We start from the raw sequence: 14,335 nt of genomic DNA, 5'->3' as shown, positions 1-14,335 counted from the left end.
CGAGTATACCCTGTTCCGTCCTGTCGGACGGTTCAGGTTTTTTAATAGATCGTCGAGGCGCGCGCAGTTTCATGTCTCAACGGTCCGGCCGCTTTTCTCCTTCAGGCAGAGGGGGCAGGTGGCCTGTGTGCATTTCCGATTCATGTGCAGGGGGAGAAACAGTATGACACACCTGAAAGCGGGACCCGGTGCCGGTCATTCCGGCAGTGCCCGATCGGCCATCACGGACGTGACCTTCCTTATCAGGGCACTATGCCTGACGGTGTTGCTGGTAACCCTCGGCTCCGTGAGCAGTGAGGCCGCCAGTCCGCTCATGCATAACAGTGAGAATACCGCCTCCGGAAAATACGGCACCTGGGGGGCATCCTATACCTGCGCAACCTGCCACAGCAAAGGACCTACGCCCAACATCAAGAAGGTCAGCCCTTCCATTCCCACCTCCATAGGAAGCAGGCCCGTCATATTCGACAGGATCACATCGTCCCGCAACGACGTCACCGGTGTCTTCGGCAACGACGAGCGCACCGTCTATCGTCAAGGTTCGCGCAACGTCTGCGAAGTCTGCCACCACAGGACCATCTACCATAACTACAGCGCATCCAAGCTTTCGAGCAGCACTCATGCGGAACACAAGAGCAATCGCAGGGACTGCATGAAGTGCCACTCCCACAAGCTCGGATTCCGTCCGCCGAAGGCCGGGTCCTGTACCGACTGTCATGGTGACCCGCCTCTCACCCCGGCCGAATTGTCGTCAAATATCTACGGTAGCTATCCTCCCGCTGATGCTGGAGCGCACCGTCAGCACCGCGGGGATCTGCGGATGGCCTGCGCCTCCTGTCACAACAACTACGGGCACGGCCTTCTCGGAAACGATGTCATCGAATTCGGCTTCAAGATCTACAGCAGCACCTGGCCACCCTTCACGGGGGTCATTTCCGGAGGAACAATAACTGTCACGCCATACCCTGACTTCAACAATGATGTTGTTCTGGCGCCAGGAAACCCTGGAACTAGCCTCATAAAACAGCCGCCTGTCGCAGAAAAGCACGAGGTGGTTACCTGCAGCGTATACTGTCACGGCGACAACTGGGCCATTCCCTCCGGAAGGGCCCCTGTTGAGCCTATCTCATGGACCAACGGCCCCCTCGGGGATTGCAGCAACGCCGTCTGCCACGGAACCACCCCTGCCAATCCGCCAACACCGTCGGTAGCCACCGGCGCCCACGGCAAGCATGTAGGCAACCTGGAGTATTCCTGCACAAAGTGCCATGATGACTACCCGAACCCTCACATGGTGAACGGCCACGTCAAGTGGAACCTCTCCGCTCTATCACCCGCGGCCACCTATCGGGGCTTCAATATCCATTCAACGACTACCCTTGCAACCACTGAAGCATACGGAGACTGCTCCAACGTATATTGCCACAGCAACGTGCAGAGCGGCGCGAATGGGACTGGGGGGGCGACCGTTTACAGCACTGTCCGGTGGGGAGGAGGCCTTCTCAATTGTGACGGGTGTCATGGCGGCAAGAAGAGCGATGCAGCTCCCATAGATTCCGGCAACCATGGCAAGCATATCTCGACCTACGCCTACGACTGCGCTGACTGCCACACGAATTCCGGATCTGACCTCCCGGCCAAGCACGGGAATCAGAACATAGAAGTTGCGATGCCGGCCTCCTACGGCGGCAGTTATGACCAGGAAGTCAACCCCCCTGCCAACGGCTACGGTTCCTGCTCCGCAAACTACTGTCACAGTGACGGAAATGGTACGACCAAAAGTGCCACCTGGGGCGGTACCCTTTCCTGTCTGGGGTGCCACGGTGGTGATGCTGCCAGCGGGACACCGGTCGTAACAGGCGCGCATCGCCAGCATGTGGACAACGCCAGGATCGGAAGTAACTACGGGTGTGCAGAGTGCCACGCAAACACCGTCAGCGGCAACGAAACGATCAGTTCCACGGCACTTCATGTAAACAAGCTGAGGGATTATTCCGGCGCAAAGGCGGGAAGGGATCGCGCAGCCTGCAACAATGCCTACTGTCACAGTGACGGAAAAGGAACCCCCGGTATCGCCGTCAGCTGGACCTCCGGCCCCGCGCTTACCAACTGCATCGGCTGCCACGGCGCCGATAGTGCTCCCACGTTCGCTTCGGCCGCCGGCGAACCCAACTATGCCAATACCGGCGCCGATACGCTGAAAGCCAACAACCATCAGCGCCATATGGGCGGGGTAGGTTCAGAGACCTGCGTCTATTGCCACAGTTCGACCGTGACCTCCGCAGGCACCATCATTGCTGGAAGTTCCACTCACACCAACAGCATCCGGGAGGTACGCGCCGGCGGCGGCAAGACGTTCGATTACGAACTCGCTACCAAGACCTGTTCCAACATCAGCTGTCATGGCGGTCCGGCACCCATCAAGTGGGGGGCAACACTTCCAGTCGACTGTACCGGCTGCCATGGCGGGAACCTGACCAGTGCCACTCCCCAGACCACCGGCAAACATGCCGCCCACATGAATAACGCAGCTGTTCTCGGGACGAATTATGCCTGTGTCGTCTGCCATGCCCTTACGGTCAGTGACGACAGGACAATCGCCGATCCAGCATTTCATGGCAACGGCTTCAAGAATTACACCGGCAGGCTAGCCGGCGGTCGCGGAAGCTACACCACCGCCACCGGCGTTTGCTCCGCCGCCTACTGCCACTCCGACGGCAAAGGAACGCAGAACGTGCCGTTTGATGCCGCTAACGGCTGGAAATCCGCCGCTGCTCTGGACTGTAAAGGGTGCCATGGCAACAGTAGCGGTTCCGATTTCGTGAGCGTCGCCGGGGAGCCGAACTATGCAAGCACCGGCGCAGGCACCCCCCGCGCAAACAGCCATAGGAATCACGTCGACGATGGTGTCGCAACATGCGTCTACTGCCATGGCACGACTGTTACCGGAGCAGGCGGCATCATCTCCGAAAGCACCACCCATATCCTCAACCGCAGCATCGACGTTGTTGCCGGTGGCGGGAAGACCTTCACCTATGCTGCCGGCAAGACTTGCTCCAACATCAGCTGTCACGGTGGGAAAGGGTCGTACGACCAGGTCTGGGGTGCTCCCGTCTCCGCCGATTGTACCGGCTGCCATGGCAACAACGCTGCGAGTTCCGCGCCGATCGCATCGGGCAAGCATGCCGCCCATATCAACAACCCCGGCCTCGGTGTGAACTACAACTGCGCCGAGTGCCATGCCAAGACGATAAATGCGGATGAACGCACCTTTGCCGACCGCTCTCTCCACGGCAACGGCTTCTTCAACTATTCGGGCACCAGGGCAGGCAGCTACGCCGCCGCTGCCGGAGGGTGCAGCGCAAGCTATTGTCATACCGACGGGAAAGGCCGGCAGAATGTTGCTTTCACTGCGGCCAACGGCTGGAACTCGTCCGCCACCATGGGGTGCAAGGGATGTCACGGCAACGATCCCGTCTTCGGCCATAACACCAGCGTCGCCGGTGAGCCGAACTATCCCAATGCCGGTGCGGGACAACCCAGGGCCAACAGCCACCAGCGGCACATGGGTGGGGTAGGCGCCGGGACCTGCGTATACTGCCACAGCAATGTGGTTAACCCCGCCGGAACCCTCATCAGCGGCGACCTGCATACCAACCGGCTTATCGAGGTAGCTCCCGGCGGTGGCAAGACGTTCACCTGGGGTGCCGACAAGACCTGCTCCAACATCAACTGCCACGGCACAGGCTCGAGCCCTGCCCAGTGGGGACAGTCATTCCCGTCCGACTGTACCGGCTGTCACGGCAATAATATTGCCAGCGCCAATCCTATGGCCAGCGGAAAACACGCAGTCCACATCAACAATAAATCTGTCCTCGGCAGCAATTACAGCTGCAACGTCTGCCACGCCCTTACCTCAAACCCCGACGACCGTTCGATCTACGACACGTCGGTCCACGGAAATGGGTTCAAGAATTACACGGGAGGCTTGGCTGGCAGCAGGAACAGCTACACACTTGCCACGGGCGTGTGCTCTGCATCCTACTGCCACTCTGACGGCAAGGGGCAACAGAATGTTCCCTTCGATGCCGGCAACGGCTGGAAATCAGCAGCAACCCTCGACTGTAAGGGGTGTCACGGCAACAGTACTGCCGCTGATTTCGTGAGCAACGCTGGGGAACCGAACTACGCAAGCACCGGGTCGGGCACTGCACGCGCCAACAGCCACAGGAACCACGTAGACAGCGGTGCGGCCAGCTGCGTCTATTGCCACGGCACGACGGTTACCGGGGAAGGTGCTATTATTCAGGACAGCGCCACCCATATTCTTAACCGCTCCATTGATGTCGTCGCCGGTGGCGGTAAGACGTTTACCTGGGCAGCCGACAAAACCTGCAGCAACATCAGCTGCCACGGCGGAGTCGGTTCATATACACAGACCTGGGGTGCTTCCGTATCCGCCGACTGTACCGGTTGTCACGGCAACAACGCTTCCAGCTCCGGGGTGATTTCGTCCGGCAAGCATACAGCCCACGTGAACAATCCCGATCTCGGCGGAAATTTCAACTGTTCCGAGTGTCACGCCAAAACCATCAACTCAGATGAGCGAACCTTCTCTAGCCGCGATCTGCACGGCAACGGCTTTATCAACTACTCCGGGACCAGGGCGGGCAGTCATGCGCCGGCCGCAGGAGGGTGCTCCGCAAGCTATTGCCACACCGACGGCAAGGGACAGCAGAACGTCGCCTTCACTGCCGCCAATGGGTGGAATTCAGCAGTCACCTACACGAACTGCATAGGCTGTCATGGCAACGATCCGGCTCCCGCCTTCGCCGGTGTCGCCGGAGAGCCGAACTATGCCAGCGCCGGCGGCAATGTACTGCGCTCCAACAGTCACAGGAGCCACACTACCGCAGGAGCTTCGACATGCGACACATGTCACAATGCCACGGTTACTGCGGCAGGTACCGCCATCAAACCCGGAAGCCTGCATCTCGACCGGAACATCGACGTCAATTTCAATTCTGCCAAGGCAACGGCCACATGGAACCAGCTGTCGAGAACCTGTAACAACATTTCGTGTCATTCCGGGTCCAGCGCCGTGTGGGGTGACGCTTCTTCCGCCGGTTGCAAAGTGTGCCACGGAAATCTCTCGGCAGCACACTCCAAGCACATCGGCAACCTCATCAGCTCCGACGCCGTCACCTTCTACAACTTCACAGCCATCCGCTCCAGCGGCCAGGGAATCCGCATCGGTTGTGCCAACTGCCACCCGACCGATTCAGCAAAGCACCGCAACGGTACCGTCGATCTCTCCATCAACCGCGGCAAGAGCGGCGGCAGCTACCTGAACTCTCTCAATCTTGCAAGTGCCGACGGCATCAACATCGCCAGCAGCGGAATTACCGGAACCTCCGGTTCCAACGTAAGCTGCGCACTCTCTTATTGTCACAGCAACGGGAAGTCCACGGCGCTTACCGCTGGCGATTTTAAAGCGTCCCCGAACTGGTACGGCCCTGCGCCTGCAAACCGCTGCGGGATGTGCCACGACAATCCGCCACAGTATGCAGGCCAGTCGCACTATGTCGCCGCCAGCAGCCTGGGAGACGACGGCCGCCCGCCATACATGGATGCAGGCCACATGGTCGGTATTCATTTCGATAACGTCTACAAGGGTGATGGAGCGAACGGCTTCCTCGGCTATTCGTCCGGTGGCGACAAGGCCCACGGGAATCCTGCCGTCGCCACCACAATCGGCTGCTATATCTGCCACAGCGGCGTCGTGAGCTCCACACAGATCGACACCTACGCAATGCACGGCACCGGCAGCAGGTACAGCTGCAGCAACTGCCACAATGCAAGTACAAGAACGCCGCTGCAGCCAGGCCTGATCACCGATACCGCCCGCCACATCAACGGTAAGAAGGATGTCGCCTTCCCGTCGCTGACCTTCAAGACCAAGGCGCAGCTTTCCAATGTGGCCAATGCACTTGGCTGGTCCCGCAACGGCTCGTACAAGAACGCCGGTTCGTACGACAGCATGAATCTCGGGACTTCCACCTGGGATCCGGCGACGAAGACATGTTTGACCGCATGCCACGTCAACCAGCCCAACATCACCTGGGGCGCCTCGCTCAGGTGCTTCAGCTGCCATGCAAATCAATAGGCCGGTCGGACGGGAGATGGAATGACTTTCAAACACACTGGACATAAAGGTGAGAAGATGAAGGAAAGTATTTCCAAAGCCTTCGTGACGGTTTGCACTGCGCAGGCCCGAAAGGGATCGTCGCCTGCAGCGATGATAACGGTTCTGATCGCACTGCTTACGCTTGTTGCGACCTGGGATGGAACCGCCGGAGCGGTGGATCTCCTGCACAACAGCGCTGATACCGGCTCCACCAAATGGCCGCAGGGTTGGGGGGTCCCGGGAGGTAAATACGGCGAGTTCACCTGCCAGACCTGCCATCAGCCGGGTGCACCCAACATCAAGAATGTCCGCGGTACCATCAGGACCCCCAACGGCGAGAACTGGCCGAACGGCGCTTCCTCGGTCACCGTCAGCTTCCTGAACACCAGCAGCATGGGGCAGGACCGGGGGGGGCACGCCGACTCCAACAGGATCTGCGAGGTCTGTCACAGCAAAGTCCAGTTCCACAACTCTGATACCGCCAACAACACTGGAGGGCTCGAGCACCCGACTCCTCAGGCGAAGTGTACCTCCTGCCACTATCACAACACCGGCTTCAAAGCTGCCTGCGGCGGATGCCACGGAAATCCCCCTACTACCGCCGAGGTGGGAGGTGACTACGGTCTCATCGGGACTCCCCGTCCTTCCAATGCAATGGCTCCGGGGCTGGTAGGCGCGCATGCCACCCATACCCAGGCCCGCGCCATGGTGTGCGACACCTGCCACTACATCAGCAATGGTACGGTGAAGATGCCGAACCTCAGCAACACTATCGACATCGGGTTCTTCGGTTTCGGCGGCAAGATCACCCACGGCACCTATATTCCCTATTCCTCCTCCAACCGCGGCTACCGCTTCTCCTCGGGCACCGTCAACACGACAGTCGCGGCAGCCGTTAACGTGTACGGCAATTCCAATATATGCTCCAACGTATACTGCCACGGCGGTGGGGTATACGAGGGATCCACCGAGATAAAGGCTCCGCTCACCGGCGGGACCAATACTGCTCCCCGCTGGGATGCCGCCAACCAGAATTCCTGCGGCAGCTGCCACGGCACGACTTCCGCCAATCCGCCGACCATGGGGAGCCACGTGAAGCACTCGGCATCCACCGGTGGGTACGGCTTCTCCTGCGACCTATGTCACCCCGTCTCGGGAGACAACTCGCACGTGCAGGGGAACGTACGCTGGGCAATGAAGACCACCGATCCCAGGATCGGCAACGAGGCGGCCTACGACGGGCTCGCCTCAGGCTCGACCGGGGACCTGGCTCCCAGTGCCTCATATCGCCAGTGCTCCAACGTAACCTGTCACTCGGACGGCAAGGGGGGAGCCGGCAGAATCACTCCGACTTGGGGCGCATCTCTCCCTTCCGACTGCTCCGCCTGTCATGGCGGGACGAGCGGCGGCAACCGGATAGCTACCGGTGCTCATTACGCGCACATCGAAGGAACCAAAGGCAATTACACCTGCGAAAGGTGTCATATCAATACGATGAACCCGGCGGGGGACAACACTCTCAATCCTGCCACCGGCACCCAGTACCACGTCAACGGGACTACGGAGGTAACGTATAACTCCTTCAATTCATCCACCATCTACAGTGGCGAGACCTGTTCCAACGTGTACTGTCACAGCTTCGGAACGGCAGCCACGGCACCCTTCAGGGTGATGTCGACTGCTACCTGGAGCGGCACGCTTCCCGCAAACTGCACAGGGTGCCACGGCGGCGCAGGTGCCACCAGCAGCCGGTTCAGGGTGATGTCTACCGGGCGCCACCAGAAGCACATGCGCGGGACTAGCTTCGCCGCTGCCAATACCTACTACAGCTACTCATGTTCCGACTGTCACAACACGACAGTATCGGGTAACACCACCGTCACCAATCCCGGCAACCACATCAACTACCAGATCGAGGTAGCTTTCGCCCCGACGTACGGCGGCACGTATCCTTCCAGCGGTCATGCCCCGGGTGTCGATGCTACGAGAACCTGCGCCAACGTCTACTGCCACAGTAACGCCCAGACCGGCGGGCAGGCCGGGACCACCCTGCGCTTCCGCAACCTCACCGGATCGAAAACGTGGTACGGCACCTCCGGCTCTCTCGGTTGTACCGGATGCCACAATTATTCGAGCAATTCGGCAGGGCTCTCCGGCAAGCACGGGGTCCACGTAAGCGCTACCATCAACCCCTCCATCGGGACGGGAATCTCCTGTTACGAATGTCATGCACAGACACGCACGAGCACCGGGTGGAACGATCGGAACAAGCATGCCGACCGCTTCATCAATTACTCCGGGACAAAGGCAGGGGGCCAGGCAAACCTGAATGTTGCCACCGGGGTGTGCTCTACCGTCTTCTGTCACTCCGACGGCAAGGGTGTGTTCAAATCGCTCACCTCTGCCGGCTGGTTCTCTTCTACCACCCTGAACTGCACAGGATGTCACGGCTCAGATGCGGCGCCCGCATTCGTTTCTGTCGCAGGTGAGCCTAACTACGCCACAGCTGGCGGCAACGCTCTCCGCTCCAACAGCCACAGGACCCACAGCGCCGCCGGGGCTTCGACCTGCGACACCTGCCATACCAATACCGTCACGACTACCGGGACAGCTATAAAGAGTGGTGGCCTCCATCTCGACCGCTTCATCGACGTCAACTTCAATACCGCCAAAGCCACCGCAAGCTGGGATGCTCTCACCAGAACGTGTAACAACATCTCTTGCCACGGAGGGGCCAACGCCGCGTGGGGGGATCCTTCTTCCGCCGGCTGTAACGTCTGCCACGCAAGCCTGTCAGCCACCCATGCCAAGCATATCGGCGACCTCATCAGTTCGCGGTCGGTTACCTTCTACAACTTCACTGCCATCAGGTCCGCCGGTTCAGCGGTCAGAATCGGCTGCGCCAACTGCCATCCGACCGATCTCGGGAAACACCGCAACGGCACCGTGGACCTCACCATCAACCGGAGCAAGGCAGGGGCAAGCTACATAACGACCCTCAACCTGGCCACTGCCGACGGCATCGGCGTTGCCGGGAGCGGCATCGCCGGAACCACCGGTGCCAACGTGAACTGTCTCCTCTCCTACTGCCACAGCAGCGGGAAATCAACGGCGCTTGCAGCTCCCGACTTCAAGGCATCTCCCGACTGGTACGGTACGCCGCCGGCCAACCGTTGCGGAATGTGCCACGACAACCCGCCCCAGTATGCGGGTCAGTCGCACTACGTAGCTGCCAGCACGATGGGGGACAACGGCACGCTCCCGGTCCGCGACTCGGGTCACATGGTCGGTATTCACTACCGGAACACATACAGGGGGAGCGGGCAGAACGGCTTCCTCGGCTATTCCTCGTCCGGCGACATGGCCCACGGCAACCCCGCTTACGCCACCACCGTCGGCTGCTACATCTGTCACAGCGGCATCGTGAGCTCTACCCAGGTCGATACATATGCCATGCACGGAAGTGGCGGCAAGTTCGACTGCAGCAGGTGCCATACCGCTTCGACACGCACACCCTTACAGCCGGGGCTGATCACTGATACCGCACGGCATATCAACGGGAAGAAGGATGTTGCGTTCCCGGCCCTCACGTTCAAGACGAAGGCACAGCTCTCCAACGTCGCCAACGCTCTCGGCTGGACGAGAAATGGTTCGTACAAGACAGCCGGCTCCTATGACAGCATGGACCTGGGGACTTCGACCTGGGATCCTGCCACCAAGACCTGTCTGACCGCCTGCCACGTCAACCAGCCCGGCATAACCTGGGGTGGGGCGCTCAAGTGTGTCAGCTGCCATGCCAACCAGTAGCGGCAGACGGGGGATAGGTATGATGACTCTTCAGACTTGCATAAAAGGTAATGATGGAATGGAGAAGCGGATGGAGGTTCTGAACAGATTGGCGGGCAGGGGGCTTGTTGCCCTGCTCGTGTTGCTCGCGCTCCAAATGGCGTTCGCTCCTGGAACGGCCCTGGCTCTTGATCTGATGCACAACAGCGCCGACACGGGCTCGAACAAGTGGCCACAGGGGTGGGGGGTCGAGGGTGGGAAGTACGGCAAATTCTCCTGCGAGACCTGCCATGAGCCCGATGCGGACAACATCAAGAACATCCGGAGAACCATCAGCACCATGAACGGGGAAAACTGGGCCTCCGGTTCCCCTTCGGTCTCCGTCAACTTCCTCAATACCACCAGCATGGGCCAGGATCGGGGCGGGCATGCATCCTCCAGCAGGATATGCGAGGTCTGCCACAGCAGGGTGCAGTTCCACAATGCCAACACCGCCAACAATACCGGCGGCCTTCTTCACCCGACTCCACAAGCCGTCTGTACATCCTGCCACAAGCACAATACCGGGTTCAAGGCAGCCTGCGGCGGGTGTCACGGCAATCCTCCCACAACTGCCTCCCTGGGTGGAGATTACGGACTGATCGGCACGCCGCGGCCCTCAAACATAATGACGCCGGGTGAAGTCGGCGCTCATGCCACCCACACCCAGACCCGCGATATGGTGTGCGATACCTGCCACTACATCAACAACGGTACCATCAAGATGCCGAACCTGAGCAACACCATCGATATCGGCTTCTTCGGCTTCGGCGGCAAGGTGACGAGCGGCACCTACATACCCTATACCTCGGCCACACGGGGTTATCGCATAGCCTCCGGCACTGCCAATACCACCATCGCCGCTGCGGTGAACACCTTTGCCAACGCCAACAAATGCTCCAACGTTTACTGTCACGGTGGCGGCGTCAAGGTCGGCGGGACACAGGTAAAAGAGCCGCTGACGGGAGGGACTAACCCCAACCCGCGGTGGGACGGGCAGAATCAGGCGTACTGCGGAAGCTGCCACGGAAAGGACTCGGCTAATCCCCCCACTATGGGGAGTCACGTCAAGCACTCAGCTTCCACCGGCGGCTACAGTTATTCGTGCGACTTATGCCATCCCGTCTCGGGAGATAATACGCACGTGCAGGGGAATGTCCGCTGGTCCATGAAGACTGCCGACCCGAGGGTAGGGGCAAACGCGGTTTACAAAGGGGCAGCCGTCGGATCGACCGGCGACATGGCGCCCAGCAACAGCTACGGCCAATGCTCCAACGTAGCCTGCCATACGGACGGCAAGGGGGGGGCTCCCCGCGTCGAGGCTACCTGGGGTGATCCTTCCTTCAATTCCGAGTGCGCAGGCTGTCATGGCGGCAACGCGGCCAGCAGCGGGCCGATGAATACCGGGATGCACACCCAGCATGTAAACCAGGCGGACGTCAACGGTCTCAACCTCGGCTGCGCCGATTGCCACGCGAAGACCGTCTCTGCCGACCGAACCATCGCCAACCGCGCGAACCACAACAATCAGTTCGTGAACTTCTCCGGAGCCAAGGCAGGAAAGAACATCGCAACCTGTAACGTCGCTTACTGCCACTCAGACGGCAAAGGCGCCGCAGGTATCGCGGTAAGCTGGACGGCGGGTCCGGCCATCTCCAACTGTATCGGCTGCCATGGCGCAGCTTCTCCTGCCGCTTTCACCAGCGTCGCCGGAGAGCCCAACTACGCCAGCACAGGCGGAGGACTCCCCCGAGCCAACAGCCACGACGTACATGTGGCGGACGGGTCCGCTTCCTGCGTCTACTGCCACAGCGAGACCGTCACTCCGGCCGGAGCCGTCAACGCCTCCGGAAAGCACCTGGACAGGAACATCCAGGTCCTGCAGGGTGGCGACAAGACTTTCTCCTACCTGGCGGGAAGCAAGAACTGTTCTAACATCAGCTGCCATGGTGCGGGTTCACCAGCAGTTGCGTGGGGCGCTGCCGCCAATACCGACTGTATCGGGTGTCACGGCGGTAATGCCTCCTCCGCCCCGAACGACATCAGGACCGGCAAGCACCTGCAGCACGTAAACCAGCTTTCGGTCAACGGCGAGAATTACGGCTGCGCCGAGTGTCACGCCCAGGTCGTGAGCGGAGATCGCACATTCTCAAACAAGCCGCTGCATATCAACCAGATGGTGAACTACTCCGGCGCTAAGGCGGGCGTGAGCGCCACTAACTGCAATACAGCCTACTGTCACAGCGACGGAAAAGGTGGGGCTGGGATCGCTGTAAGCTGGACCGCAGGACCCGCCATCGACAATTGCATCGGTTGCCATGGCGCGGCTTCCCCCGCAGATTTCACCAGTCTCGCCGGCGAGCCGAACTATGCCTCAGCCGGGGCCACGCAGCTTCGCTCCAACAGCCACAGGAAGCACGTCGGGACATCAGGCGCCACTACCTGCGTTTACTGCCATGGTGCGACGGTACAGGCCTCCGGCGCTCTCAACGGATCGCTCAAGCACATAGATACGTTTATCGCCGTCGATCCTGGCGGCACGAAAAGCTTCCTGTTCGAACCGGGCGAAAAGTCGTGCGCCAGCATCAGCTGCCATGGTGCCGGTTCTCCCAAGGCATTCTGGGGTTCCTCCATGCCTGCGGACTGCACCGGTTGCCACGGCGGTAACAGCGGAAGTGCTACTGCCATCGCGACAGGGATGCATGCACAGCACATAAGCCAGGCAGCTCTCAACGGTGAAGCGTACGCATGCGTTGAGTGTCACGCACAGACTGTCAATGCCGACAGGATCGTTGGAAGCCAGGCAAATCACGGCGACCAGTTCGTCAACTATTCCGGCGCTGATGCCGGCAGCAACGTCGCTTCCTGCGCCACTTCCTACTGCCATAGTGACGGCAAGGGAGCTGCCGGCACGGCCGTCAGCTGGACCACCGGTCCCGCAATTTCCAACTGTACCGGCTGTCACGGTGTCGATGCCTCCCCCGACTTCGCAAGCCAGGCGGGCGAGCCGAACTACGCCAACACCGGCATCGGGCAGCTTCGCGCCAACAATCACAGAAGCCATGCAACGTCTGCAGCTACCTGCCAGACATGTCACTTCAATACGGTTACTCCGGACGGTACTGCCATCCAGGGAACCGGGCTCCACATCAACCGTGGCGTCAATGTCGACTTCAACACCGCACAGGCAGGGGCTTCTTCCGGATACGACTACGGCACGCGCACATGCAGCAACATCTCCTGCCACAACGGCGGAAGCCCCCGCTGGGGTGATACCGCCAGTGCTGGCTGCCTCGCCTGCCACGGGAGCCTCAGCAGCCGCCACAGCGTTCACGTAGGTGACCTTGTTTCCGGCGGCATCGCCAGCTTCTACGCATTCACCAGTAACCGCTCTTCCGGGACGATCTACAGGTTCGGATGCGCGACATGCCACCCCACAGACAAATCCAAACACCGCAACGGGCAGGTCGATCTGACCCTGAACCGGAACAAGGCCGGGGCAGGCAGCATCGTCACCCTCAACAACCTGAACACTACTGATACAGCTGGTTATACACGAAATCCGGGTACCAGCGTCACTTGTGAAACCGTTTACTGCCATTCCAACGGACGGACGCTTTCACTCCTTCCCGGCGACTACCGCCAGACTCCGGACTGGTACGGCGGCAGCTTCGGGGCCAACCGCTGCGGCGGCTGCCACGACAATCCGCCGCGCTACGCGGGCCAGTCGCATTACGTGGCGGAGTCGAGCCTCGGCAACAACGGAACACCCCCCTATGCAGAAACGGGGCATATGGTGGGAATCCACTTCATGAATACCTATGTCGGAAACAACGGCAACGGCTACCTCGGCTACTCCTCCAGCGGCAACATGGCTCACGGCAACCCTGCCCTCGCAACCACCATCGGCTGCGCGACATGCCACAGCGGCATCGTCAGCAGCACAAAGGTCGATACCTACGCCATGTCCGGCACCTCCAGCGAATTCCGCTGCGATGCATGCCACACCTCTTCGAGCAGGACACCGCTCCAGCCCGGCGAGATCGCCAACGCCCGACTTCACGTCAACGGGACCAAGGACGTTGCCTTCGCACCGGTTACGTTCAAGACGAAGGCTCAGCTTTCCAACGTGGCAAACGCCCTTGGCTGGTCGCGTAACGGAACTTATAAACAGCCCAACTCCTACGACAGCACGGACCTGAGTCTTTCGACCTGGAATCCGGACACCAAGACATGTCTTACCGCATGCCACGTCAACCAGCCCGGCATCACATGGGGCGCACAGCTCACCTGCGTGAGCTGCCATGTGAACCAGTGATGGAG

At 60.3% G+C, this 14,335-nt stretch carries 3 protein-coding genes; all 3 read left to right on the top strand.

Annotated elements, in window-relative coordinates; all coding sequences use genetic code 11:
• Positions 1 to 163 precede the first annotated feature (163 nt).
• Genes CFB04_RS07000 through CFB04_RS06990 form a run of 3 tightly spaced genes read left to right on the top strand, consistent with a single transcriptional unit; the run spans position 164 to position 14,330 of the window.
• The gene (locus CFB04_RS07000; protein WP_088534606.1) at positions 164 to 6,166 is read left to right on the top strand and encodes a CxxxxCH/CxxCH domain-containing protein; all 6,003 of its coding nucleotides are present in this window, start codon (positions 164 to 166) and stop codon (positions 6,164 to 6,166) included.
• A gap of 21 nt (positions 6,167 to 6,187) precedes the next feature.
• Complete coding sequence (locus CFB04_RS06995) at positions 6,188 to 9,994, top strand: CxxxxCH/CxxCH domain-containing protein (protein WP_088534605.1); 3,807 nt, start codon at positions 6,188 to 6,190, stop codon at positions 9,992 to 9,994.
• A 19-nt stretch (positions 9,995 to 10,013) separates the two neighbouring features.
• Entirely contained in the window at positions 10,014 to 14,330 is a 4,317-nt protein-coding gene (locus tag CFB04_RS06990) for a CxxxxCH/CxxCH domain-containing protein (RefSeq protein ID WP_088534604.1), read from the top strand.
• The last annotated feature ends 5 nt before the right edge of the window (positions 14,331 to 14,335 follow it).

This window comes from Geobacter sp. DSM 9736, assembly GCF_900187405.1.
Lineage (GTDB): Bacteria > Desulfobacterota > Desulfuromonadia > Geobacterales > Geobacteraceae > DSM-9736.
The sequence above is the reverse complement of the archived record's forward strand: the minus strand, read 5'-3'. Positions and strand labels throughout refer to the sequence as shown.